Origin of the sequence: Pseudomonas sp. ACN8, from assembly GCF_002303925.1 — a bacterium.
In the GTDB taxonomy this organism is placed as follows: Bacteria; Pseudomonadota; Gammaproteobacteria; order Pseudomonadales; family Pseudomonadaceae; genus Aquipseudomonas.
Map to the genome: position 1 here is coordinate 1 of NZ_MRCS01000058.1, position 22,715 is coordinate 22,715.

24 protein-coding genes are annotated in these 22,715 nt (G+C 62.0%); 16 read left to right on the forward strand and 8 right to left on the reverse strand.

Annotated features, from left to right (window positions below; translation table 11 throughout):
• The first annotated feature begins 187 nt into the window (after nucleotides 1–187).
• Together BSF44_RS25355 and BSF44_RS25360 are read left to right on the forward strand one after the other, a co-directional pair.
• Nucleotides 188–1,534 (forward strand): hypothetical protein, encoded by a 1,347-nt coding sequence (locus BSF44_RS25355; protein ID WP_095945843.1) that lies wholly within the window; start codon nucleotides 188–190, stop codon nucleotides 1,532–1,534.
• A gap of 35 nt (nucleotides 1,535–1,569) precedes the next feature.
• Nucleotides 1,570–3,810 carry an Ig-like domain-containing protein gene (locus BSF44_RS25360; RefSeq protein WP_095945844.1) on the forward strand — a complete coding sequence of 747 codons (2,241 nt, stop codon included), beginning with the start codon at nucleotides 1,570–1,572 and terminating at the stop codon, nucleotides 3,808–3,810.
• Between the two features lie 52 nt (nucleotides 3,811–3,862).
• Here the strand turns inward: BSF44_RS25360 and BSF44_RS25365 are convergent, their stop codons facing one another.
• Both BSF44_RS25365 and BSF44_RS25370 read right to left on the reverse strand, forming a co-directional pair.
• Nucleotides 3,863–5,269 (reverse strand): FAD/NAD(P)-binding protein, encoded by a 1,407-nt coding sequence (locus BSF44_RS25365; protein ID WP_095945845.1) that lies wholly within the window; start codon nucleotides 5,267–5,269, stop codon nucleotides 3,863–3,865.
• 14 nt (nucleotides 5,270–5,283) lie between these two features.
• On the reverse strand, nucleotides 5,284–5,847 hold the full coding sequence (locus BSF44_RS25370) for a helix-turn-helix domain-containing protein (RefSeq protein WP_095945846.1): 564 nt from the start codon (nucleotides 5,845–5,847) through the stop codon (nucleotides 5,284–5,286).
• A gap of 15 nt (nucleotides 5,848–5,862) precedes the next feature.
• Here BSF44_RS25370 and BSF44_RS25375 point away from each other — a divergent pair, with 15 nt between their 5' ends.
• From BSF44_RS25375 to BSF44_RS25405, 7 genes are all read left to right on the forward strand, one after another.
• Nucleotides 5,863–6,870 (forward strand): DMT family transporter, encoded by a 1,008-nt coding sequence (locus BSF44_RS25375; protein WP_095945847.1) that lies wholly within the window; start codon nucleotides 5,863–5,865, stop codon nucleotides 6,868–6,870.
• A gap of 191 nt (nucleotides 6,871–7,061) precedes the next feature.
• The gene (locus BSF44_RS25380) at nucleotides 7,062–9,980 is read left to right on the forward strand and encodes a monovalent cation/H+ antiporter subunit A (RefSeq protein WP_095945848.1); all 2,919 of its coding nucleotides are present in this window, start codon (nucleotides 7,062–7,064) and stop codon (nucleotides 9,978–9,980) included.
• Nucleotides 9,980–10,324 (forward strand): Na+/H+ antiporter subunit C, encoded by a 345-nt coding sequence (locus tag BSF44_RS25385; RefSeq protein WP_007973781.1) that lies wholly within the window; start codon nucleotides 9,980–9,982, stop codon nucleotides 10,322–10,324. The genes BSF44_RS25380 and BSF44_RS25385 overlap by 1 nt, the downstream gene beginning before the upstream one ends.
• The gene (locus BSF44_RS25390) at nucleotides 10,321–12,006 is read left to right on the forward strand and encodes a monovalent cation/H+ antiporter subunit D (RefSeq protein ID WP_095945849.1); all 1,686 of its coding nucleotides are present in this window, start codon (nucleotides 10,321–10,323) and stop codon (nucleotides 12,004–12,006) included. The genes BSF44_RS25385 and BSF44_RS25390 overlap by 4 nt, the downstream gene beginning before the upstream one ends.
• Nucleotides 12,003–12,491, forward strand: coding sequence for a Na+/H+ antiporter subunit E (locus BSF44_RS25395; protein WP_095945850.1), 489 nt, complete (start codon nucleotides 12,003–12,005; stop codon nucleotides 12,489–12,491). The genes BSF44_RS25390 and BSF44_RS25395 overlap by 4 nt, the downstream gene beginning before the upstream one ends.
• Complete coding sequence (locus BSF44_RS25400; protein WP_007986253.1) at nucleotides 12,488–12,766, forward strand: K+/H+ antiporter subunit F; 279 nt, start codon at nucleotides 12,488–12,490, stop codon at nucleotides 12,764–12,766. The genes BSF44_RS25395 and BSF44_RS25400 overlap by 4 nt, the downstream gene beginning before the upstream one ends.
• Nucleotides 12,763–13,125: a Na+/H+ antiporter subunit G gene (locus BSF44_RS25405; RefSeq protein WP_090456437.1), complete on the forward strand. Its 363-nt coding sequence runs from the start codon at nucleotides 12,763–12,765 to the stop codon at nucleotides 13,123–13,125. Before BSF44_RS25400 ends, BSF44_RS25405 begins: the two co-directional genes overlap by 4 nt.
• A gap of 142 nt (nucleotides 13,126–13,267) precedes the next feature.
• Here BSF44_RS25405 and BSF44_RS25410 read toward each other — a convergent pair whose 3' ends face one another.
• The 4 genes from BSF44_RS25410 to BSF44_RS25425 form a co-directional block, all read right to left on the reverse strand.
• Entirely contained in the window at nucleotides 13,268–13,705 is a 438-nt protein-coding gene (locus tag BSF44_RS25410; RefSeq protein WP_095945851.1) for a DUF3995 domain-containing protein, read from the reverse strand.
• A 118-nt stretch (nucleotides 13,706–13,823) separates the two neighbouring features.
• Nucleotides 13,824–14,837 (reverse strand): ABC transporter substrate-binding protein, encoded by a 1,014-nt coding sequence (locus tag BSF44_RS25415; protein ID WP_095945852.1) that lies wholly within the window; start codon nucleotides 14,835–14,837, stop codon nucleotides 13,824–13,826.
• A 118-nt stretch (nucleotides 14,838–14,955) separates the two neighbouring features.
• Nucleotides 14,956–15,159: a hypothetical protein gene (locus BSF44_RS25420; protein WP_095945853.1), complete on the reverse strand. Its 204-nt coding sequence runs from the start codon at nucleotides 15,157–15,159 to the stop codon at nucleotides 14,956–14,958.
• Nucleotides 15,159–15,608 carry a hypothetical protein gene (locus tag BSF44_RS25425; RefSeq protein WP_172435400.1) on the reverse strand — a complete coding sequence of 150 codons (450 nt, stop codon included), beginning with the start codon at nucleotides 15,606–15,608 and terminating at the stop codon, nucleotides 15,159–15,161. The genes BSF44_RS25420 and BSF44_RS25425 overlap by 1 nt, the downstream gene beginning before the upstream one ends.
• 233 nt (nucleotides 15,609–15,841) lie before the next feature.
• Here BSF44_RS25425 and BSF44_RS30105 point away from each other — a divergent pair, with 233 nt between their 5' ends.
• The 4 genes from BSF44_RS30105 (at nucleotide 15,842) to BSF44_RS25440 (ending at nucleotide 17,050) form a co-directional block, all read left to right on the forward strand.
• Nucleotides 15,842–16,030, forward strand: coding sequence for a hypothetical protein (locus BSF44_RS30105; RefSeq protein WP_141250094.1), 189 nt, complete (start codon nucleotides 15,842–15,844; stop codon nucleotides 16,028–16,030).
• Between the two features lie 12 nt (nucleotides 16,031–16,042).
• Complete coding sequence (locus tag BSF44_RS30855) at nucleotides 16,043–16,291, forward strand: hypothetical protein (RefSeq protein WP_095945854.1); 249 nt, start codon at nucleotides 16,043–16,045, stop codon at nucleotides 16,289–16,291.
• Between the two features lie 159 nt (nucleotides 16,292–16,450).
• Nucleotides 16,451–16,681 carry a hypothetical protein gene (locus tag BSF44_RS25435; protein WP_008052572.1) on the forward strand — a complete coding sequence of 77 codons (231 nt, stop codon included), beginning with the start codon at nucleotides 16,451–16,453 and terminating at the stop codon, nucleotides 16,679–16,681.
• Nucleotides 16,682–16,813: 132 nt separating this feature from the next.
• Nucleotides 16,814–17,050 carry a DUF2789 domain-containing protein gene (locus BSF44_RS25440; RefSeq protein ID WP_015094504.1) on the forward strand — a complete coding sequence of 79 codons (237 nt, stop codon included), beginning with the start codon at nucleotides 16,814–16,816 and terminating at the stop codon, nucleotides 17,048–17,050.
• A gap of 113 nt (nucleotides 17,051–17,163) precedes the next feature.
• On the opposite strand, the gene BSF44_RS25445 is transcribed toward BSF44_RS25440, so the two are convergent.
• Together BSF44_RS25445 and BSF44_RS25450 are read right to left on the reverse strand one after the other, a co-directional pair.
• A complete protein-coding gene (locus BSF44_RS25445) occupies nucleotides 17,164–18,771 on the reverse strand; it encodes a methyl-accepting chemotaxis protein (protein WP_371918297.1) in 1,608 nt (535 codons plus the stop codon).
• Between the two features lie 235 nt (nucleotides 18,772–19,006).
• Nucleotides 19,007–19,411, reverse strand: coding sequence for a TraR/DksA family transcriptional regulator (locus tag BSF44_RS25450; protein ID WP_007907888.1), 405 nt, complete (start codon nucleotides 19,409–19,411; stop codon nucleotides 19,007–19,009).
• A gap of 370 nt (nucleotides 19,412–19,781) precedes the next feature.
• Between BSF44_RS25450 and BSF44_RS25455 the strand changes: the two genes are divergently transcribed.
• The 3 genes from BSF44_RS25455 (at nucleotide 19,782) to BSF44_RS25465 (ending at nucleotide 22,642) form a co-directional block, all read left to right on the forward strand.
• Complete coding sequence (locus BSF44_RS25455) at nucleotides 19,782–20,387, forward strand: glutathione S-transferase (protein ID WP_095945855.1); 606 nt, start codon at nucleotides 19,782–19,784, stop codon at nucleotides 20,385–20,387.
• Nucleotides 20,388–20,577: 190 nt separating this feature from the next.
• Nucleotides 20,578–21,261, forward strand: a complete 684-nt coding sequence (locus BSF44_RS25460) for a response regulator transcription factor (RefSeq protein ID WP_008052577.1) — start codon at nucleotides 20,578–20,580, stop codon at nucleotides 21,259–21,261.
• Complete coding sequence (locus BSF44_RS25465; protein ID WP_095945856.1) at nucleotides 21,239–22,642, forward strand: HAMP domain-containing sensor histidine kinase; 1,404 nt, start codon at nucleotides 21,239–21,241, stop codon at nucleotides 22,640–22,642. Before BSF44_RS25460 ends, BSF44_RS25465 begins: the two co-directional genes overlap by 23 nt.
• Nucleotides 22,643–22,715: the final 73 nt, after the last annotated feature.

Sequence of the window (22,715 nt, forward strand, 5' to 3'; positions counted from 1 at the left end):
GGGTGAAGAGGTTGGTCTGGAGGGTACAGCCGCCCCCGTCATAACTTCCCGATCTGCCGCCAGCAACAGCGCCAACGCCTTTACTGCGGGCTTCTCACGGGCGTTTTCGCCGATTGGTATGGAAGTTGCCGAACTCCCTGCCAACTGCCCATCCCCAAGGGGCAGTACTTCGACAGAGGGAATACCCATGCACCCGTTACTGTGCAAAACCGCGACCGCCCTGGCAGTGACCGCTCTAGCCCAAGGCATTGCCCAGGCAGCGCTGTTTGCCGTAGACCCTGGCCCCTACCTGCCGGTCAATGGCAATTTCGCCGCCTGGTATCAAGACAGCCACGGCCGAACCCTTGACCTGTGTTTATCGAAGGCTGTCAGTTCCAGGGTTGCCAGCGCGCCGGGCGCCCCGACTTACATGTGCTCGCTGATCCCTAATCCCGGCATTTTCGATGACACCCAACCGTTGGTCTTCCCGACCAATTTCCCCGACGAAGCGTTCTGGGCCACAGGCGAAACCTCCATCGTCGATGCCGCCCGAGGCATCGATTTGACCTATGTCTCGGCGCTCGAAGCCGCCTTCAGTGGCGGTGATCCGCTGGAGGGCGACCAGATCAGCTTCGCCCGCATCCGTGTTCGCATCGACGTGCCCACCGCCGGAACCTATGTCATCACTCACCCTTACGGCGTCGAAGTGTTCAACGTCGACACTCCCGGCCGGCGGGCGATCAACATGACCCGGGACATCGGCATCGGTGCGCCGAAAACCTACGACGGCGCGCTCAAGGGCGACGTCGGGCCGTTCCTGCGCAGCGTCAATGGCCCCTACACCGAGACCAACCCGGGCACTGGCCAGGCCGAACAATTCGTCGGTGATCCGAACCTCACCGAAGCCGTCACCGGCAGCCCGTTCAACACCAACTATGTGCGCATCGAAGGCCCCAATGGCCTGGACTTGCGCACCAACCTCTTCGCCGTATCCGGCAAGTTGTCGAATGTGGCCCGGCCGACCCCCGTGATCGCCGAGCGCAGCACCTACTCGCGACAGGCCGGCACCAGCGCCCCGGTGGCCCAGCAGGACGTGTTCGTGCTGGCCCCGCCGCCACCGGCCACCGTGATCCTGGACAGCAACAACCCGGTGCTGAGCTTCACCGAGGCGAACACCACCGGCCACTGGTATGCGCAGTCGCCGAACAATCCGACGCTGCCGAGCACCTTGCAGGTGACCGCCGACAACCACCTGGCCATCGCCAGCAGCACGCCGACCACCTTGCCCATGCCGCTGACCGACCTGGTGACGATCTCACGCGCCGAGTACAGCCTGAGCACCGGGCAAATCACCATCGTGGCCTCGACCAGCGATGAAACATCGCCACCGGTGCTCACCGCTACCTCCGGCACCGGCATCGCCATCGGCGCCCTGAGTGGTGACGGCGCCGTGAAAAGCCTGGCCACCGGCATCTCGCCGATTCCGCCAGCCCAGGTTCGTGTGTCGTCCTCCAACGGCGGCAGCGATACCGAAGAAGTGGTCATCGTGCAATGAACGCCCACATGCCCGGATCCTCATCAGGAGGCATCATGAACAAATGGCCACGCCTGGCGCTCAACGCCCTGGGACTGACTCTATCGCTGACCGGCGGTGCTTTGGCGCAACTCGCCGCCGTCGATCCCGGCCCTTACACCTTTGCCACCGGGAAATTCCCGATCTGGTATCAGGACAACAATTTGCTGTCGATGGAGCTGTGCCAGTCACGCGCCGCCAGCTCGCGGGTAGCAGCCAGCGTGCCACCGGCCTACATGTGCACCCTGCTGCCGACACCGGGCATTTTCGACGACACCCTGCCGATGGTGTTCCCGGATAACTGGCCGGACGAAGCCTTCTGGTTCCTGGCCGAGACCAGCATCCCCAACAACATCGCCGGGTATGGCATGGACGCCTATGTCGCCGGGATCGAGGCCGCATTTGCCGGTGGCAACCCGCTCGATGGCGACCAGATCAGCTTCGCGCGGATTCGTATGCGGGTGAACATTCCCGTTGCCGGGACCTACACCATTACCCACCCCTATGGCGTGGAAACGGTCAACGTCACCACCCCCGGCCGTCGTGCGATCAACATCACCAGAGACGTCGGCATCGGTGCGCCGGGGGTTTTCAGCGGTGCGGTCAACGGTGCGATCGGGCCGTTCCTGCGCAGCGTCAATGGCCCCTACACCGAGGTGAACCCGGACACCGGCGCCGTCGAAACCTTCGTCGGCGACCCCAACCTCACCGAAGCCGTCACCGGCAGCCCCAACAACACCAACTTCGTGCGCATCCAGGGTCCGGCCGGGACCCTCCAGACCAACCTCTTCACCCTGTCCGGCAAGGTGCTCGACAACCGCGCGCAAACCGCGGTGGACATGACCCGTGCCACCTACCGCCGCATTGCCGGCACCGGCGGCAACAACACCCGGGTCGAAGTGTTTGCCAAAGCCGCCATCGGCTCGACCCTGTGCTTTCGCGAAAGCATCGCCCTGGTCCCCGGCCCGCCTGTGTCGCCTTGCCAGACCAATATGGTGGGCGACAACAATGGCGTGTTCTTCGCCCAGCATCTGCTGGCCAACGGGACGGTGCCGCCGGTCGTGGTGGTCACCGCCACCAACCCCGCCGGGACCACCCGCCCGACCGCGGTGTCGAGCAAGCTCTCCGACGTGGTGAAAATCCAGACCGCCCATTACAGCTGGAGCAACCACAGCCTGCTGATCGAGGCCACCTCCACGGACGAAGTGGTGGTACCGGACATGGTCGCCCAGGGTTACGGACGGCTGTCGAAAACCGGAACCCTGCAACACCTCACGGTGGCTGACCTGACCCAGCCGCCTGCAACCGTGACGGTCAAATCCGCCGCCGGCGGCAGTGACACCGAGCCCGTTGTCGTGGTCGGCACGGCGCCGGACAGCGGCCAGAATCAGCGGCCGCTGGCGGTTGCCGACGCTGGCAGCACCAGCTTCGGTGTGCCGCTCACCCTTAATGTGCTGGCCAACGACAGCGACCCGGACGGCAATACGCCACTGAGCATCACGGCGTTGACCCCACCCGCTGCAGGCCAGGGCACCGTGGCATTGGCCGCCAACAACGTGGTCTATACCCCGCCGCCGGTCGTCACTGCACCGTTGACCACGACCTTTACCTACAAGGCTCAAGACGCCAAAGGCCTGGCCTCGGCCAATCCGGCCACCGTGACCATCACGGTGGCGCCTAACCGGCCTCCGGTGGCGGTCGCCGACAGCATTGCCACCCAGGGCGTGCCGGTCACGATCAACGTGCTGGCCAACGACACAGATCCGGAAGGTAACGTGCCGCTGGCCGTCGACAGCATCACTCCACCGGCAACAGGCCAGGGCACGGTGGCAATCAACGGCACGGCAGTGACCTACACCCCACCGGCCGTGATCCTGACGCCATTCACCACGACCTTCACCTACGTCGCCCGGGACAGCTTCGGCGCCCTGTCGGCACCGGCCACGGTCACGGTGCAGGTCTCGCCGCCACTGGTGCTTGAGACCTTCAACGTAACGACAGCCACGGTCACTGCCCGTTCCGGCAACCGCTTTACCTGGAACTTCGCCGGAACCTCTTCGGCGATCCTGGGCAACTCGGTCACTGTTCAGGTGACCACGCCGGCCGGCCTGGTCACCCTGGGCACCACCAATGTGGCGAATAACGGGCGGTGGACGTTGACGGTCAACAACAGCGCGATCCGCCCATCGGTAAGCCCGACGGCAACCATCCGGTCAGCCCGAGGCTCGGTGCGCAGCGTCACCGTCATCGTGCGGTAAACGCTCGCCCCACCGGCCAGTACAGCCGGTGGGGCCCGTTGGCAATGGACGACTAGCGCACCAGTCGTCCGGCCAGCGCCTTGGCCTGGCTCACCACGTCAGAAACGGCCGTACTTTCCCACCACATGCCGCGCAACGGCGGGCCCATGGCAAACAGCCGACTGGCGGGCTGACCCTCGGCGCTCAGGACCGCGCCATCGACCTCCGCGGCAATCCCCAGGGCCAACGGCCCCGGTCGGACCAGGCCACGGGCGAGCAGTTGCCGGGGCAACGGCCGCGCGACCCGGCGCCAGTCATATTCGATGCCGCTGGAGTTGATCAGGGCGCCAGCGCTGACGACACAGGTGTGTGCCTCGCCGCGCCGCCGAAGGCGGATACTGACGCCGTCGCCCGTCGAGCGCTCAAGCCCCTCGAACGAAGCGGCGTGAATTCGTAACCGCCCTTCTTCATACAAACGCTCCACCAGTTCGGCACTCAGGGGTGACGAGCGGTGGTGATGGCTTTCCCACCACGGCCGCACATGTCGCACGAACTGCCGACGCTGCTCGTCCGTCGCCTGGTGCCACAAGCGACCGATATGTGGCCGCACCGTGTTCAGTGGCGCCTGCCAGTCGATGCCTTGGGCAATGGCGTCCCGACAGTGCCGACGCAGTTCGCGCATCAACTGGCGAGGTGTGCGGATGTGCTGATCCTGCGCGAGAAAATCCACCCAGGCCGGTGGCTGGCGACGCACATGGGGTCGCAGGCCATGGCGGGAAAACACTTCGATGGGCCCACGATGCCCGGCCTGATCCAGGGACACCACGGCGTCGATCATGGTCAGGCCCGAGCCGATGATCATGACCGTCGATTGCGGGTCGAGTCGCTGCATGGCCGCCACGTCCCACGGATCAAGGGCTGCAGCGTTCAAGCCGCAGGATCGGGTTTGTGGCGTGCACGCGGCGGGAAACATCCCGGTGGCCAAGACCGCAAAAGCGCCCTGCAAGCTTCGGCCATCACTCAAGGTCAACCGCACGGCGTCTGCATCGGCTTGCAAATCGACCACTTCGGCCTGCACATGCTCGACCGTCGAACCGTTCAATGCGCCCAGCGCCTGCGCGTCTGCCAGGCGCTGGCGGGCGTACAGGCCGAAAATTCCCCGTGGCGGAAACAGCTCGCCGACCGGCACCTGCTGCTGATCCGATTCCGGCCAGCCGCCCGCTTTGATGTACTCGGTCAGCCATTGGGTAAAGTCGTCGGCGTTGTCCGGGTCGACACTCACCCGCGCCGCGTTGCCGTTGAGCGTATGGCCCAGTTCCACCGCGCTGTAGGCAACGCCCCGCCCCAACTCGGCCCGAGGCTCGATCACCAGCACCCGGCACCGGCCCGGCCGGCGCATCAACTGCGCCGCCAGCATGGCGCCACTGAGGCCACCACCGACAATCAGGATGTCGGCATCATTGGTCAAGCTATGGCCCATCGTGTACTCCCTGTTCAGATCACCACATTACGCACAAACTTTGCCGCCACAGCCCCGTCGTTGCGATAACAGTGCGGCTGGTTGCTGGCGAACATGAAGAATTCACCCGCCGCGATATTCTGCGGCTGGTCGCCCAGCATAACGGTCAGGCAACCTTCGAAGACATAAATCTGTTCGCTCCAGCCATCGGCGTCCGGCTCCGACGGATACACCTCACCCGGTTGCAGGCACCATTCCCACTGCTCGACTTCGCGGCTGGCCTGGGCCTTGGAGAGCAACACCGCCCGGCTGCCGGGAATCGTGCCGGTCCAGGCCAGCTCGTTGATACGGCTGGGATCCCGGGCGTCGGGCGCCTGGATCAAATCACTGAAGGCGACGTCGAGGGCTTCGGCGACGCGGTCGAGGGTGGTCAGGCTGACGTTCTTTTCCCCTGCCTCGATCGCCACCAGCATGCGACGGCTGACACCGGACTTTTCCGCCAGTGCCGTCTGGCTCAAGTCGGCGGCATGACGCAAACGGCGGACATTTTGACTGACGTGCTGGAGGACCGATGCCCGTTGGGTAGAATCTTTGTGCACTATATTGCTCACTGAGTGGGGTTGGGCAGTATACTGCGCAACATTCGACGCATTGTGCGTCCCCCTCCAGTAGCGTGCAAGGTCATGACGTCGGTGAACTCCCCAAAGGCTTCCTCCCGTTTTACAAGGTTCAGCAAGGCCGAATGCGTGCTGGTGCTGATCACGATGGTCTGGGGCGGTACCTTCCTGCTGGTACAGCATGCGATGACCGTCAGTGGCCCAATGTTTTTCGTCGGCCTGCGCTTTGCCGCCGCCGCAAGCATCGTTGCCCTGTTTTCCTGGCGTCACCTGCGTGACCTGACCTTGTTCGAACTCAAGGCCGGGTCGTTTATCGGCGTGGCGATCATGCTCGGCTACGGCTTGCAGACGGTCGGGTTGCAGAGCATTCCCAGCAGCCAATCGGCATTCATTACCGCGCTGTACGTCCCGTTTGTGCCGTTGTTGCAATGGCTGGTGCTGGGGCGGCGTCCGGGGTTGATGCCGAGCATCGGCATCATGCTGGCCTTTACCGGGTTGATGCTGCTGTCCGGGCCGTCCGGTGCGTCGTTCAACTTCAGCCCCGGTGAAATCGCCACCTTGATCAGCGCCGTGGCCATTGCGGCGGAGATCATCCTGATCAGCACCTATGCCGGCCAGGTCGATGTGCGCCGGGTGACGGTGGTACAACTGGCGGTCACTTCGGCGCTGTCGTTCCTGATGGTAGTGCCGACCAACGAGGCGATTCCGGACTTCTCCTGGTTGTTGCTGTGCAGCGCGCTGGGGCTTGGGGCGGCGAGCGCGGCGATTCAGGTGGCGATGAACTGGGCGCAGAAAAGCGTGTCACCGACCCGCGCCACGCTGATCTATGCCGGCGAGCCGGTATGGGCCGGGATTGTCGGGCGCATCGCCGGGGAACGCTTGCCGGCCATTGCCCTGGTCGGGGCCGGGTTGATTGTAGCGGCGGTGATCGTCAGTGAGTTGAAGACCAAGGGTAAGGCGGCGGCTGAAGAAGAGCTGGAGCAGGAGCAGGAAACTCAGCGATAAACTGCGGATTCTGTGCCGCCGGTTAGACAGCCTGCTCGCGAAGGCGCCGGCACAGGCAAAACCCCTCTTCCGGAAACAATGTGAATCAGGGCTTTTCCGTCTACCGTGTAGGATTCTGCGACAGCTTGGCGTTTGGTGATCCGGGAGCTGGCACGTATGATGCTTCACAAACTTCCGCAGATTAGAAGCCTATGTCCCTGATAGTTCTACTGCTTCTGCCTTTCATAGGCAGCTGTTTGGCGGCCGTGTTGCCGCACAATGCCCGTAACGCCGAATCCCTGCTGGCTGGCCTGATCGCCCTGATCGGCACCGTTCAGGTCGCCTTCCTGTTCCCACAGATCGCCGATGGCGGCGTCATTCGTGAAGAGATTTCATGGCTACCGAGCCTGGGCCTGAACTTCGTCCTGCGCATGGACGGTTTCGCCTGGCTGTTCTCCATGCTGGTGCTGGGCATCGGCACCCTGGTTTCGCTGTACGCCCGCTACTACATGTCGCCGAACGATCCGGTACCGCGATTCTTCGCGTTTTTCCTGGCCTTCATGGGCGCCATGCTGGGCCTGGTGATCTCCGGCAACCTGATCCAGATCGTGTTTTTCTGGGAGCTGACCAGCCTCTTCTCGTTCCTGTTGATTGGCTACTGGCACCATCGCGCCGACGCCCGGCGCGGCGCCTACATGGCGCTGATGGTGACCGGCGCGGGCGGCTTGTGCCTGCTGGCGGGGGTCATGCTGCTCGGCCATGTGGTCGGCAGCTATGACCTGGACAAGGTCCTGGCCGCCGGCGACCTGATTCGCGCCCATGCCCTCTACCCGATTCTATTACCCCTGATCCTGATCGGCGCTTTGAGCAAAAGTGCGCAATTCCCCTTTCACTTCTGGCTGCCCCACGCCATGGCCGCGCCGACGCCCGTGTCGGCGTATTTGCATTCGGCGACCATGGTCAAGGCCGGGGTCTTCCTGCTTGCGCGGCTATGGCCCTCGCTGTCGGGCAGTGAAGAATGGTTCTACATCGTCAGCGGCGCCGGTGCCTGCACCCTGTTGCTCGGGGCGTACTGCGCGATGTTCCAGAACGACCTCAAGGGATTGCTGGCCTACTCGACCATCAGCCACCTGGGCCTGATCACCCTGTTGCTCGGCTTGAACAGCCCGCTGGCCGCCGTCGCCGCGGTGTTCCACATTCTCAACCACGCAACGTTCAAGGCCTCGTTGTTCATGGCCGCCGGCATCATCGACCACGAAAGCGGCACCCGCGACATCCGCAAACTCAGCGGCCTGTACAAACTGATGCCGTTTACCGCCACCCTGGCCATGGTCGCCAGCGCCTCGATGGCCGGCGTGCCGTTGCTCAACGGCTTCCTGTCCAAGGAAATGTTCTTCGCTGAAACCGTGTTCATCAATGCCACCCGCTGGGTCGAACTGAGCTTGCCGATCGTGGCAACCATTGCCGGTACCTTCAGCGTGGCTTACTCCCTGCGTTTCACCGTGGATGTGTTCTTCGGTCCGCCCGCGACCGATTTGCCCCACACACCCCACGAACCGCCGCGCTGGATGCGCGCGCCGGTCGAGTTGCTGGTGTTCGCCTGCCTGCTGGTGGGGATCTTCCCGACCCAGATAGTCGGCCCGCTGCTCGCAGCGGCGGCGCAACCGGTGGTCGGCGGCACGCTGCCCGAGTACAGCCTGGCCATCTGGCATGGCCTGAACGCGCCGATGATCATGAGCCTGATCGCCTTGTCCTGCGGCTCCGTGCTTTATCTGCTGCTGCGCAATCAGCTCAAGCGCGGGCGCTTCGACCGTCCGCCCGTCATCGGGCGCCTGGACGGCAAGCACTTGTTCGAATACGCGCTGGTCGCCTTCATGCGCCTGGCCCGCCGCCTGGAACCGCGGATTGGCACCAAACGCCTGCAAATGCAGTTATTCCTGGTGGTGCTCGCCGCCGTGCTGGCCGGGCTGATTCCTATGCTGCACAGCAGTCTTCACTGGGGTGACCGGCCGAAAATCCCGGGGTCGATCGTCTTCGTCACCTTGTGGTTGCTGGCCATCGCCTGCGCCCTTGGCGCGGCCTATCAGGCGAAGTACCACCGGCTCGCGGCCCTGACCATGGTCAGCGTCTGCGGCCTGATGACCTGCGTCACCTTCGTCTGGTTTTCCGCGCCGGACCTGGCCCTGACCCAACTGGCGGTCGAAGTGGTGACCACGGTCCTGATCCTGCTGGGCCTGCGCTGGCTGCCACGTCGGATCGAGGAGGTCTCGCCGTTGCCGGGCAGCCTGCGCCGGGCGCGAGTTCGGCGTATCCGCGACTTGTTGCTGTCGACCTCGGTCGGTGTCGGCATGGCATTGCTGGCCTACGCCATGCTGACGCGCCAGACACCCAACGATATTTCCTCGTTCTACCTCAGCCGCGCCTTGCCCGAAGGCGGCGGCAGCAACGTGGTCAACGTGATGCTGGTGGACTTCCGTGGTTTCGACACCCTCGGGGAAATCACCGTGCTGGTGGCCGTGGCCCTGACCGTGTACGCCCTGCTACGCCGCTTCCGTCCGCCGAAAGAAAGCCTGCAACTGCCGGCCCAGCAACGCTTGCTCGCACCGGATGTGGTCACCGACCTGGTCAACCCGCGTCACGCCAGCGACACCGCGCTCGGTTTCATGATGGTGCCGGCGGTGCTGGTGCGCCTGCTGTTGCCGGTGGCGCTGGTGGTGTCGTTCTACCTGTTCATGCGCGGGCACAATCAACCGGGCGGCGGCTTTGTCGCCGGGCTGGTGATGTCGGTGGCGTTCATCCTGCAATACATGGTCGCCGGCACGCAGTGGGTCGAGGCGCAAATGAGCCTGCGGCCACTGCGCTGGATGGGCACCGGACTGATGATTGCCACCGCCACGGGGCTGGGTGCGATACTGGTCGGCTATCCGTTCCTGACCACCCATACCTGGCATTTCTCGTTGCCGCTGCTGGGTGACATTCACCTGGCCAGCGCGCTGTTCTTCGACATCGGGGTGTACGGCGTGGTGGTCGGCTCGACCCTGTTGATTCTTACAGCCCTCGCCCACCAATCGGTGCGCGGCCACAAAACCGCCGCCCAGCCCAGATCCGTTGCCGCCAAAGGAGCCGTCTGATGGAAGAAGTCATCGCAATCGCCATCGGCGTACTGGCCGCGTCCGGCGTCTGGCTGATCCTGCGCCCGCGGACGTTCCAGGTGGTCATGGGCCTGTGCCTGCTGTCCTACGGCGTCAATCTGTTCATCTTCAGCATGGGCAGCCTGTTCATCGGCAAGGAACCGATCATCAAGGACGGTGTGCCGCAGGACCTGTTGCACTACACCGACCCGCTGCCGCAAGCACTGGTGCTGACAGCGATAGTCATCAGCTTTGCCATGACCGCGTTGTTCCTGGTGGTGCTGCTGGCCTCCCGGGGCCTGACCGGCACTGACCATGTGGATGGCCGGGAGCCCAGGGAATGATGGCAATGTCTCACCTGATCGTCGCGCCCATTCTGCTGCCGCTGCTGACTGCCGCGATCATGCTGATGCTCGGCGAGAAGCACCGCCCGCTCAAGGCGAAGATCAATCTGTTCTCCAGCCTGCTCGGGCTGGGCATTGCCGTGGCATTGCTGCAATGGACACAAACCACCGGCGTGCCCGGTTCCATCGGTGTCTATCTGCCGAGCAACTGGCAAGTGCCGTTCGGCCTGGTGCTGGTGGTCGATCGCCTGTCGGCGCTGATGCTGGTGCTGACCGGCATCATCGGCGTCAGTGCCCTGCTGTTCGCCATGGCACGCTGGGACAGCGCAGGTTCGAGTTTTCACGCGCTGTTCCAGATCCAGTTGATGGGCCTTTACGGCGCGTTCCTCACCGCCGACCTGTTCAATCTGTTCGTGTTCTTCGAAGTGTTGCTGGCGGCGTCCTACGGGTTGATGCTCCACGGCTCGGGCCGGGCGCGGGTGTCGTCGGGGCTGCATTACATCTCGATCAATCTGCTGGCCTCGTCGCTGTTCCTGATTGGCGCAGCGCTGATCTATGGGGTCACCGGCACGCTGAACATGGCCGACCTGGCGGTAAAAATCCCACTGGTGTCCGAAGCCGATCGCGGCTTGCTACACGCTGGCGCGGGGATTCTGGCCGTCGCGTTTCTGGCCAAGGCCGGCATGTGGCCGCTGAACTTCTGGCTGGTGCCGGCCTATTCCTCGGCCAGTGCGCCGGTGGCGGCGATGTTCGCGATCATGACCAAGGTCGGCGTCTACACCTTGCTGCGCCTGTGGACGCTGCTGTTCTCCGCCCAGGCCGGGGCTTCGGCGTTCTTTGGCGGTGACTGGCTGGTCTATGGCGGCATGGCGACCATCGTCTGCGCCGCCATGGCGATCCTCGCCGCACAACGCCTGGAGCGCATGGCCAGCCTGAGCATCCTGGTGTCGGCGGGCATCCTGTTGTCGACCATCGGTTTCGCCCAGCCGAACCTGATCGGCGCGGCGCTGTTCTATCTGTTCAGCTCGACCCTGGCGTTGAGCGCACTGTTCCTGCTGGCCGAACTGATCGAGCGCTCGCGCTCGGCCAACGAAATCCTGCTCGAAGATGAAACCGAACTGCTGCCCCGTCCTCTGGAGTCCCTGCATCCGCCCAAAGGCACCAACCTCGACGACGACCAGAAAGCCGTGGTCGGCCAGGTGATTCCCTGGACCATGGCCTTTCTCGGCTTGAGTTTCATCGCCTGCGCCTTGCTGATCATCGGCATGCCGCCGCTCTCCGGGTTTATCGGCAAACTCGGGTTGATCGGCGCCCTGCTCAATCCGCTCGGCCTGGGCAACAGCGGCGACACACCGGTTTCCAACGCCGCGTGGGGCTTGCTGGTGTTGTTGATTGTGTCCGGGCTGGCGTCTCTGATCGCGTTCTCGCGCCTGGGCATCCAGCGTTTCTGGACGCCAGCGGAACGGCCATCGCCCCTGTTGCGACGCCTTGAATGCATACCGATCTTCGCCCTGCTGGGCTTGAGCATTGCGCTGACCTTCAAGGCCGATCCGCTGCTGCGCTACACCCAGGCCGCCGCCGATGCCTTATACAACCCGCAGCAATATGTGATGGCAGTGCTCGACACGCGCGTCGTACCGAACCCGTCGGCCGCAGCGGCCCCGCAGGAGGTGCAGCCATGAAGCGCCTGTTTCCGGCACCTTTGCTGTCGCTGGCCCTGTGGCTGCTGTGGTTGCTGCTGAACCTGTCGATCAGCCCCGGCAACCTGCTGCTGGGTGCCGCGCTGGGGTTCTGTGCGCCATTGATGATGCGCAGGCTGCGTCCGCTGCCGGTGCGCATCCGTCGCCCCTGGGTGATCCTGCGCCTGGTCCTGCTGGTCGGGCGCGATGTGTTGGTGTCCAACCTCGCCGTGGCCTGGAGCGTGCTCAATGCCGGTCGCCGCCCGCCCCGCTCGCAATTCATCAAGGTGCCGCTGGACCTGCGTGACGCCAACGGCCTGGCCGCGCTGTCGATGATCACCACGGTGGTGCCCGGTACGGTCTGGTCGGAGCTGGCACTGGACCGCAGCATTTTGCTGTTGCACGTCTTCGACCTGGACGACGAGGCGCTGTTCATCCAGCACTTCAAGGCGACCTACGAGCGTCCGTTGATGGAGATCTTCGAATGAGTCCCTTGCTGTCGAACGCGATCCTGCTGAGCCTGTTCTTCTTTTCCCTGGCGATGATCCTGACCCTGATCCGTCTGTTCAAGGGGCCGTCGGCCCAGGACCGGGTTCTGGCGCTGGACTATCTGTACATCGTCGCGATGCTGATGATGCTGGCGCTGGGCATTCGCTATGCCAGTGACACCTACTTCGAGGCGGCGCTGCTGATCGCACTGTTCGGTTTCGTCGGCTCGTTCGCCCTGGCGAAGTTCCTGCTGCGTGGCGAGGTGATCGAATGAACACGCCATTGTCGTTGTGGGTGGAGATCCCGGTGGCGATCCTGCTGGTGCTCGGCAGTCTGTTTGCCTTGATCGGTGCCACCGGCCTGCTGCGCATGAAGGACTACTTCCAGCGCATGCACCCACCCGCCCTGGCCTCGACGCTCGGGACCTGGTGCGTGGCATTGGCGTCGATCATCTATTTTTCGGCGCTCAAGTCCGCGCCGGTATTGCACGCCTGGCTGATCCCGATCCTGCTGGCGATTACCGTGCCGGTGACGACCCTGCTGCTGGCCCGGGCGGCGCTGTTTCGCAAACGCATGGCCGGGGATGATGTGCCGGCCGAGGTGAGCAGCCGGCGGACGGAGAGTGGTAGTTAGATCAAAGATTTTTAGTGCCTGGACCGGCCTCTTCGCGAGCAGGCTCGCTCCCACATTTGATCGCTGTCGTACACAAATCCTTTACTCGCCGAAAATCCCCTGTGGGAGCGAGCCTGCTCGCGAAAGCCATTGGGCAGGCAAATCAAATCCAGGCCACCGCCAACAACCCTGCTCCCAGCACCACACACAACGGCGAGTAAACCCAGGTGTCGAGCCGGGCAAATTTCGAGCCTTTGACCTCTTTGAAAAAGCCCACCAGTTCTGAATCGCCAATGGCCCGGGCAAACAGCAAAATCGCGATCGTGCTGATCACCCACTGCAACGACCGGTGATGCAAGGGTGGCAGGCACCAACCCACCCGCAAGCACACCAGCACGGCAATCGACAGCAACAGCCCGGCCACTACCAGCGTGATCCAGCCTCGCGGCTTGAACGCCGGCCTCAGCTGCGCACTGCCCTCCTGCGGTACTTGCGGGACCACCGCCACCGCCGCCCACTCGCCACCCAACGCCCAATACACATGCACCAGACTGATCGTGGCGAAGATCGTCACCAGCGACTGAGCCAACAACAGGGTCATGGTTCAGAAATCCTTGAAAGGGATATGAACCGAACATTGTAGGAGCTACCGCAGGCTGCGATGTTTTGATTTTGCTTTTTTATGACAAAGATCAAAAGATCCCGACCTGCGGCAGCGCCTATAGGGCGGCGGAGACTTTATCCGCCACGTCCTTGGGCAGCCAGGCCCGCCAGACGTCCGGATGGGCCTTCATGAATGCCTCTGCCGCCTGGCGCGGCGGAGTATGTTTCTCGCTCATCTCGGCCAGCGCTTTGTTCAGCGGTTCGATCGGAAAGTCGACTTTGGTAAAGAACTCGGCAATGTGCGGATATTGCTTCTGGAAGGGGGTGGACACACCGATCGACAGCTTGGAGGCCAGGGAACGGGTCGGCTGTGGATTGGGGTTGTCGGCGTCGGTCAGGGTCTTCCAGGCTTGCGCGTCGAACGGTGGCTCTTCGAGTTGAATCAGCTTGAAACGGCCAAGTAACGGCGTGGGCGACCAGTAGTAAAACAGCACCGGCTTGCCACGATGAATTGACGAACTGATCTCGGCATCCAGGGCCGCGCCCGAACCGCTGCGGAAGTTCACGTAGCTGTCATCCAGCCCATACGCCTTGAGCTTCTGTTTGTTGACCACTTCCGAGGTCCAGCCGATGGGGCTGTTGAGAAAACGTCCCTTGGTCGGGGCCTCCGGGTCCCTGAACACGTCTTTGTAACGCGGCAGGTCGCTGACACTGCGCAGGTCCGGCGCCAGCGGCTTGATGCCCTTGGCCGGGTCGCCCTTGATCACATATTCCGGCACCCACCAGCCTTCGGTAGCGCCCTTGACCGTGTCGCCGAGGCTGACGACCTTGCCTTCGGCCTCCGCCTTGACCCACACCGGGCTGCGACCGGCCCACTCTTCGCCGATGACCTGGATGTCATTATTGGCCAGCGCGGTTTCCAGGGTGATGGTGGTGCCCGGCAAGGTGTCGGTCGGCAGGCCGTAGCCCTTCTCGACAATGATGCGCAGGACATCGGTAATCAGGCTGCCGCTTTCCCAGTTCAGGTCGGCGAAGTGGATCGGCGCCTGGGCGGCAGACACCGGGACGGGTGTCGCCAACAAACCGAAAGTGGCCACGACCGCAGCCAGCAACCGTCGAAATCCGTTCATGCTTTTGCACCTCGTGCTGTTCACAGCAATAGCAGGGTGGCCTGGCGGTAGACCGCGAAGCCTCTGAATACTCAGTCCAATGACTGTAGTAGAGGTTCCTGCTTTCGAGGTGCGTGGGTCAGTTTTCGCCAGTTTCCTGCAAACGCATCAGTGCTCGCCTGACCATGCTGGCGTACTCCGCCGGTTGCAGTTGGTAAAGCTGTGACGCCACCCAGTTCAGCCAGGCTCCTTGCAGAATGGTCTTCTGCCCGAACAACCGCCGCGCTTCGTCTTGAGCGCTGGCCAGGTTCTGTTCGTGGAAGTCGGCGCGGGTCTGGTTCATCACTCGCTGGCCTTGAAGGTCACCAGCTCGCCCTTGCGCCACTTGGCCGCCTTGGCGGTCACGGCCTTGAGGGTCTTGGTCAGGCCCTCCTGCAACTGTTGATGGGCGGCGAACACCATCACCACGCTGTGTCCTTCCTTGAACACGATCCCCTGACCGTCGGCCGTGGTCACGAAGGCGTAGTCGCCAATTCCGTAAACCGTCAGCTTGATGTCGCGGAACCTGATGTCCAGCTTGCCGCCTTCGCGACTGGGCAGCACTGACGCGCTGAAATGGTCGCCGACCTTGAGCTTGAGTCCGGGCTTGTCGTCCACCACCAGGGCTGATTCGGTGTCGATTTCGGCAATGTAAATGCCTTCAGCGTTCTGTTCGGTGATGTAAACGAAACGTGACTGAAACTGCTTGACCAGCTTTGCGCGCAAATCACCCAGCACGAACAAAGCATGCATATCGAGATTACTTACTGCCAAGGAAACATCCCCACATCTGAATAATGGTGCCGTGCGCGAAAAATGAACGCACAGCCAAAAAAGCGGCAATGCCGAAGGTGTAGCCAAAGAACCCGGGTTGAAGTCCTGAATGAGCAGTGCACTCATTCATCACGAAGCTTGAGAAGACTACTGGAACGTCACTCGCGTCGTCCTGACTGGTGTTCGTCACAGGTTGAAGGAAAACACCCTTCGTGCTGCCAGAAAATTATGGACTATCAACTTCGGGGAAAAATCTCATCAAGAAAAAAACTTTTCCTACATATCGTCCGCAAAAAATTGCTTTAGATAAACATCATTCACCCACCAGTGAGGGTGATTCTAGAGCAGCGATGCTCTTGGCGACTAGCCAAAACGACGTACATACGTCGGTAAAACAATGAAAAGGACTTCATATGTGCACGCTGACACACTTTGCCTATCCCCTCGTACCTGACTCGGAAACAGCGCCGACCCCGCACCCGACACGGCCCGGCCTCCATGAACCAGCTCCCGATGCCCCGACCCGCCCGCGATTTCGGGTGGTAATGGCAGGCATTGCCTTCTTTCACATCAAGGATATTTCTACAGGCAGTGTAAGAGGTTTCCGAGCCAATCATAACGAAGCCTGTGCCCTCGCCCGGTTTCTTGAATCACACGGTTGACATCCCACCGCGCTCGCTTCTATCGACGTTTCGTCTGCCCGCCGACTTATCTCATCCGTCGACGGGCAACTACTGCCATACTGCCCGCCCAATAAAACGGATCCGCAAAAATCGGGTTGCGTTGACAACAACAATGTATTTCCAAGGGAAGTCTGCAACGTGACGGAATTTGATATCGGCGAGTTTTTTATCCGGGGTGAAGCCAGAGAAGTCGAGGGTGAATTCCAGGCCGTGATTGTCATGCGCGCCAAACCACCGCTCAAGACCGTGACCTATCATCAGGTCGAAAAGGATCGCTGGTTCAAAACCCCGGATGTCGCCGCCATCGCGGCACAGGAATCGGCCAGGGAACTGAAGGCCGCGGTCGATGCGGGTGCATTGAACGCCTGATTACCGGGTTGGCGGTCTATGCTCATTGTTGCGTTTGAACATCGTGATCGAACCCTGCCCGTGCGGCGCCCTCGAAATCAGGACACCGCGCTTTGCTTCCCGACCCGACCGATGACCTGCAAGGAGATGAAGATGGAATCACCGACCCACGACTTGAAAGGCCTGTTCGACCAGCTCGGCCTGGACTCCAGCCAGAAAGCGATCGACGACTTCATTGCCGGCCACTTCCTGCCTGACGACAAGAAGCTTATCGACGCCGAGTTCTGGTCACCGCAACAGGCCGGCTTCCTCAAGGAACAACTGCGCGAAGACGCTGACTGGGCGCGGGTGGTCGACGACCTGAATCTGCGCATGCACCAGACCCACTGACTACCTCAATGCAGGCTGCCAGGACTTTAAGCGCTCAATTGCGCCAGCCAGGCAGCCTTGCACTCCTGCGCTTCGTCGCGGCTGGAGAACGCCCATCCGAAAGCACGGAGTTTCTAGCGCGGTTTTTCCGGTTTGTAACCCAGGCGTAAGCCACCCCAATGCCGACCCTTGAGCATGATCGGCACCGAAAGATCGTGCATCAGCTCGCCGGTATCACGGGTATAGGTTTGCAGCAGCACGGCCTTCTGATGGCTGCCGCAGCGGATCCCGGTACGGTCAGCGAACTTGCGTTTGGTCCGGTTCTGCAAGGCATCGACCTGCGCATCTCCCGTCAACGGCTGGCTGAACACCTTGTTATGGGTCGGCACATAACCCTGTTGGGTGCAGGCGATGGCGAACACCAATCCTTCGTGACGCGGTAACAACGGTTCTTGAATCGCTGGCAAAACCTGATCGGTGTAACGGTCGAAACGCGTCTGGTACTTGGCCGGGCTGGTATCGGGGATGACCTGGTAATTGCGGTCGAACAGATCGTCGAGACTGATTCGACCGGCATCGATATCCGCTTCGAAACGCGCGGCAATCTGGCTCGCGGCGTCCCGTGCCAGGTCATAGATTCGCTGGTGATAGTCATCCAGCCCCACTTCGGCAAGACGCTCGCTGATGGTTTCGGCCTGCCCTTCCATTTGCACCGCCGCCTGGGCCAAACGCTGAGTCTGCTGGTCGCTGACCACCAGATCGCTGCGCATCTGTTCGATGGCGTGAAACAGGCTGTCGAGTTGTACGCGGTTGGTGTCTGCCCCTTGGGCGATCTCCCCGACCTGGGACTCGACACTGGCCGCCAGACGGGCAATGCTTTCCAGGTGCTGCCCTGTCCGCTCTACCTGCTCGACGCCGGAGTCAAGGTCGCTGGACAATTGCCGGATCTGCTCCACCACTTGTGCCGTGCGTTGCTGGATGTCGGCCACCATTTCGCCCACTTCCCCCGTGGCGGTCGCCGTACGTGCGGCAAGCCCGCGAACTTCGTCGGCCACCACTGCAAACCCGCGACCGTGCTCCCCCGCCCGCGCCGCTTCTATCGCGGCGTTCAACGCCAGCAGGTTGGTCTGGCTGGCGATGGACTGAATCACCAGGGTCACCCGCTGGATATCATCGCTGCGCAGGCTCAAGGCTTCGATCAGTTCACGGCTGTTGCTCGCGCGCTGGCTGAGCTGATGCATGCGTGTAATGGACTCGATCAATTCCGTACGCCCGACCACTCCGCTTTGATGAGCTTCGCTGGCGGCACTGAGCGCCTGGCGACTGAGCGTCGAGGTGGCCTGTTCGGTGGTGATCATGACCTCGGCATTGCTGACGATCTGTGCCGCCGCCGTAAGCTGCGATTGCAGCTTGTCCGCCAGTTGCCGAACCGAAAACGCCACACCGGCGGCCGACAGTGCGTTATGGCTGGTGGTGTGGGAAAGATCGCGAGTCAACTCGCCGATGGCATCGGGGCTGGCGGGGCAAGCCGCCTGCGGGGTCGCGCGCGAACGCAGGCGAGGCAGCCAGACAATCAATATGGCCAGGGGCAGGCCAAGGTAAAGCGACCATCCGCCCAGCGTCATCCCGCTTAACAACAGCATCAGGGCGATGCTTTGCAGCGTTGGCGTCAGCCCGCGGTTTTTCGGCAACAGCACGGGTGCGGGCACTGCCGCAACCCGAGATCCGTCTCTCGTCATCATCGTCACCCCGTAAAGCTTCTAATTGTTGTCTTCGCATTAAACGCCACCATAAAGCCATTATCCATGAGCCTTTAGTCGCGAACGTTGCAGCAGATCAATAGAAGAACCGGGAAATCGAAGACGGCAGAAAACAAAGATCGCAGCCTGCGGCAGCACCCTACTTCAGTTGCGTAGGCGCTACCGCAGGCTGCGATCTTTTCAAAGGCAGTCCATTTTGATGGACTGCCTCACGGAATCATGCCTGACGCTGGTGCTTGTCGATTTGCTCGTGACGTTCCTGAGCTTCGATGCAGTACTTGGTGGTCGGGCTGATCAGCAGGCGCTTGAGGCCAATCGCCTCGCCGCTGTCGTCGCACCAGCCGAAGCTGTCTTCCTTGATGCGCTCAAGGGCTTGTTCCAACTGAGGCAGCATGCGCTGGTCGCGATCGATCGCGTTCACCAGCCAGGTGCGCTCTTCTTCGACCGAAGCCGCGTCTGCCGGATCGGCCGGGGTGTCCAGGCTTTCGATGGCGATGCGGTTCTGTTCGATGCGCTCATGGGTTTCGACTTTCATGTTCTGCAACAGCTCGGAGAAAAAAGCATGTTGCTCGGCATTCATGTAGTCATCCGCCGGCATGGCCAGCAACTTGTCCTTTGTCATTGATATCTCTATAAAAAAACGTGCATTAAGGCGAATAAGGGAGCGTTCCGGCAGACCTGGGCAGGTTATCGGAACTGCGCCGTTTGTTCCAAGCGCCACCCGGCACTCAATTTACGAGGGGCGGCAGTCTACGGCCGACTTGAGGCCTCAGCAACTGAAAAGACTGCGAATTTGTCCGACAAAGCCCTGAAAATGCTCTAAGGCAGGCTTTGAGGCGGTAATCGGAGTGCGTTTATAGCAAGAAATTCAATCGAGCGGCTGTATATAGAAGACAAACGGCTGGCACCGGACATTATTCACGGTCATTTGCAGGGCCGTGAACCTCAGCTAAGGTTGTCCCTCCCGAAATGGCCATATAAAGGAAAGGACCATGAAGCTGATCGGTATGCTGGATTCGCCCTATGTCAGGCGCGCCGCCATTTCTGCCAAACGCCTGGGAATCGCCCTGGAACATCGATCGGTCTCGGTATTCCGCCACTTCGAACAATTCCAGCAGATCAACCCGGTGGTCAAGGCGCCCACCCTGGTGCTGGATGACGGTGAGGTGCTGATGGACTCGACACTGATCATCGACTATCTGGAAATCCTGGCCGGCAACAGCCTGATGCCCGTCGAGCCGGGTCAGCGCCTGCGCGCGTTGCGCCTGATCGGCCTGGCCCTGGCCGCCAGCGAAAAATCCGTGCAGCTTTACTACGAGCGCAACCTGCGGCCCGAGGAGATTCAATTCGAGCCCTGGGTGCAGCGGGTCGAAGGACAATTGAAGGCAGCCTATTCGGCGCTGGAGCGAGAGCTGGAAAAGCAGCCGCTTGAGACTGACGGTTCGATTGCGCAGGATGGCATCACGCTGGCCGTGGCCTGGAGCTTCACCAACCTGGTGGTGCCGGACCAGGTGAGTGCGGCGCAGTTTCCGCGGATCGCAGCGTTCACGAAGTATGCCGAAGGGCTTGAAGTGTTTGTCAGTACGCCGATTGACTGACAGATTCATTTCGCCTGAACAGCCGTCATCGCGAGCAGGCTCGCTCCCACAGTAATCTGCGTCGTACGCGGAGTTTGTGTTCGCCATCAATCCATTGTGGGAGCTAGATGAAAGTTAATTTATTAAGTCGCGGGCAATTCTTGGCAAAATGCTCGTAACTTCGTAATGAACTGCTTATCAGGCCAGCCCTATGACCCGCATCTTGACCATCGAAGACGACGCCGTGACCGCCCGGGAGATTGTCGCCGAACTGAGTAGCCACGGCCTCGAGGTCGACTGGGTCGACAATGGCCGCGAAGGGCTGGAGCGTGCAGTCAGCGGCAACTACGACCTGATCACCCTCGACCGCATGCTGCCCGAACTCGATGGCCTGGCGATCGTCACCACTCTGCGGACCATGGGCGTGGCCACGCCGATCCTGATGATCAGCGCCCTGTCCGACGTCGATGAGCGCGTGCGCGGCCTGCGCGCCGGTGGCGACGACTACCTGACCAAACCCTTCGCCACCGATGAAATGGCCGCCCGGGTCGAAGTCCTGCTGCGTCGGCAGAATACCGTGACCGCCGAGGCCACGACGCTACGGGTGGCGGATCTGGAGCTGAACCTGATCAGCCACGAAGCCAGCCGCGACGGTCAACTGCTGACGCTATTGCCCACCGAATACAAACTGCTGGAATTCCTGATGCGCAATACCGGACAAATACTCTCTCGGATGATGATTTTCGAGGAAGTCTGGGGTTACCACTTCGACCCCGGCACCAACCTGATCGACGTACACATCGGCCGACTGCGCAAGAAGATCGACCCGCCTGGCAATGCCCCACTGATTCGGACCGTGCGAGGCTCGGGTTATGTCATTGCCGAACCCGTCTAAAGGCTGGCGCTCTTCCAGCAGCCGTCTGCTGGCGCTCTACAGTTCGCTGTTCGTGATCTGGAGCGGGATCCTCATGGGGGTCATGTACTACGAGGTTTCCGCTTACCTGGACAACCTGGCCAAGCATTCGCTGATGCAACGCCAGCATCTGTTTTCGCGTTTCTCCGACGAGCAACTGGTGGACGCCCTCGCCGTCAGCATGACCTTCGACATCCGCGGCATCGACGCCTACGGCCTGTTCGATGCCCAACACCGTTACCTCAGCGGCGCCCTGCGCTACATCCCGAACGGCTTGCCGCTCGATGGCAAGATCCACATGCTGCGCGATTGCGATGCCTCCGACGACAGCGACGAGCAGATGCTGCCCGCCGACAGCTGCGACGCCGTGGCGACCCGCACCCTGGACGGCCGCTGGCTGGTGCTGGTGCGCGACAATGGCTCGCTGTTCGCCGTGACCCGGATCATCCTTCACGCCTTGTTCTGGGGTATGACCCTGACCATCGTGCCGGGCATTGTCGGCTGGTATTTGCTGCGCCGACGCCCATTGCGGCGCATTCGCGGGATTCAGGCCAGTGCCGAAGCGATCGTTGCCGGCGACCTGAGCCGGCGCTTGCCACTGTCCAATCGGCGTGACGAACTGGACATGCTCGCCGCCATCGTCAACGCCATGCTCGAACGCATCGAGCGCTTGATGAACGAGGTCAAGGGCGTGTGCGACAACATCGCCCATGACCTGCGCACGCCCCTGACCCGTCTGCGTGCGCAGCTTTACCGCATGCAACAGCAAGCCGGCGAAGGCTCGCCGCAGGCCATGCAACTGGACCTGGTGCTGGCCGAGGCCGATACGCTGATGGCGCGTTTCCGTGGCTTGCTGCGGATCTCCGAACTGGAAGACCGCCAGCGTCGCTCCGGTTTCGTGCAACTGGACCCGGTGGCGTTGTTGCAAGAACTGCATGAGTTCTACCTGCCCCTGGCGGAAGACGACGGCCTGGTGTTCCAGTTGCACCTGCCCGCGTCATTGCCGCCTCTCAATGGCGACCGGGCGCTGATGTTCGAAGCGGTGGCGAACCTGCTCAGCAACTCGATCAAATTCACTCCGCCCGGCGGCGCGGTGATCCTGCGCGGGGTCAATGATGGCGGGCACACGCGAATCGAAGTGCTCGACTCCGGTCCGGGCATTCCCGAGGCGGAGCGTGAAGCGGTGTTCCAGCGCTTCTATCGCGCCGAGGCGGGCAATCATAAAAGCGGCTTCGGGCTGGGGCTGTCCATCGTCGCGGCGATTGTCAGCCTGCACGGATTTACCCTGGAAGTGGGTAACAGCGAACTGGGTGGCGCGCGACTGGTGCTTGATTGTCGGGAGAGTTTGATACCGCCGGCCTGAAATTGATCCCCTGTAGGAGCGAGCCTGCTCGCGATGGACGTCAACGATAACGCGTGCAGTCTGATTCGACGCG

Bases quoted from the DNA above. Each gene is read 5' to 3' on its own strand.
- BSF44_RS25445 (WP_371918297.1), bottom strand. From the start codon at position 18,771: ATGATGACGAGAGACGGATCTCGGGTTGCGGCAGTGCCCGCACCCGTG.
- BSF44_RS30855 (WP_095945854.1), top strand. From the start codon at position 16,043: ATGTGCACGCTGACACACTTTGCCTATCCCCTCGTACCTGACTCGGAA.
- BSF44_RS25400 (WP_007986253.1), top strand. From the start codon at position 12,488: ATGAGTCCCTTGCTGTCGAACGCGATCCTGCTGAGCCTGTTCTTCTTT.
- BSF44_RS25465 (WP_095945856.1), top strand. From the start codon at position 21,239: ATGTCATTGCCGAACCCGTCTAAAGGCTGGCGCTCTTCCAGCAGCCGT.
- BSF44_RS25415 (WP_095945852.1), bottom strand. From the start codon at position 14,837: ATGAACGGATTTCGACGGTTGCTGGCTGCGGTCGTGGCCACTTTCGGT.
- BSF44_RS25385 (WP_007973781.1), top strand. From the start codon at position 9,980: ATGGAAGAAGTCATCGCAATCGCCATCGGCGTACTGGCCGCGTCCGGC.
- BSF44_RS25405 (WP_090456437.1), top strand. From the start codon at position 12,763: ATGAACACGCCATTGTCGTTGTGGGTGGAGATCCCGGTGGCGATCCTG.
- BSF44_RS25450 (WP_007907888.1), bottom strand. From the start codon at position 19,411: ATGACAAAGGACAAGTTGCTGGCCATGCCGGCGGATGACTACATGAAT.
- BSF44_RS25410 (WP_095945851.1), bottom strand. From the start codon at position 13,705: ATGACCCTGTTGTTGGCTCAGTCGCTGGTGACGATCTTCGCCACGATC.
- BSF44_RS25420 (WP_095945853.1), bottom strand. From the start codon at position 15,159: ATGAACCAGACCCGCGCCGACTTCCACGAACAGAACCTGGCCAGCGCT.
- BSF44_RS25425 (WP_172435400.1), bottom strand. From the start codon at position 15,608: ATGCATGCTTTGTTCGTGCTGGGTGATTTGCGCGCAAAGCTGGTCAAG.
- BSF44_RS25460 (WP_008052577.1), top strand. From the start codon at position 20,578: ATGACCCGCATCTTGACCATCGAAGACGACGCCGTGACCGCCCGGGAG.
- BSF44_RS25380 (WP_095945848.1), top strand. From the start codon at position 7,062: ATGTCCCTGATAGTTCTACTGCTTCTGCCTTTCATAGGCAGCTGTTTG.
- BSF44_RS25395 (WP_095945850.1), top strand. From the start codon at position 12,003: ATGAAGCGCCTGTTTCCGGCACCTTTGCTGTCGCTGGCCCTGTGGCTG.
- BSF44_RS25390 (WP_095945849.1), top strand. From the start codon at position 10,321: ATGATGGCAATGTCTCACCTGATCGTCGCGCCCATTCTGCTGCCGCTG.
- BSF44_RS25355 (WP_095945843.1), top strand. From the start codon at position 188: ATGCACCCGTTACTGTGCAAAACCGCGACCGCCCTGGCAGTGACCGCT.
- BSF44_RS25455 (WP_095945855.1), top strand. From the start codon at position 19,782: ATGAAGCTGATCGGTATGCTGGATTCGCCCTATGTCAGGCGCGCCGCC.
- BSF44_RS25360 (WP_095945844.1), top strand. From the start codon at position 1,570: ATGAACAAATGGCCACGCCTGGCGCTCAACGCCCTGGGACTGACTCTA.
- BSF44_RS25365 (WP_095945845.1), bottom strand. From the start codon at position 5,269: ATGGGCCATAGCTTGACCAATGATGCCGACATCCTGATTGTCGGTGGT.
- BSF44_RS25440 (WP_015094504.1), top strand. From the start codon at position 16,814: ATGGAATCACCGACCCACGACTTGAAAGGCCTGTTCGACCAGCTCGGC.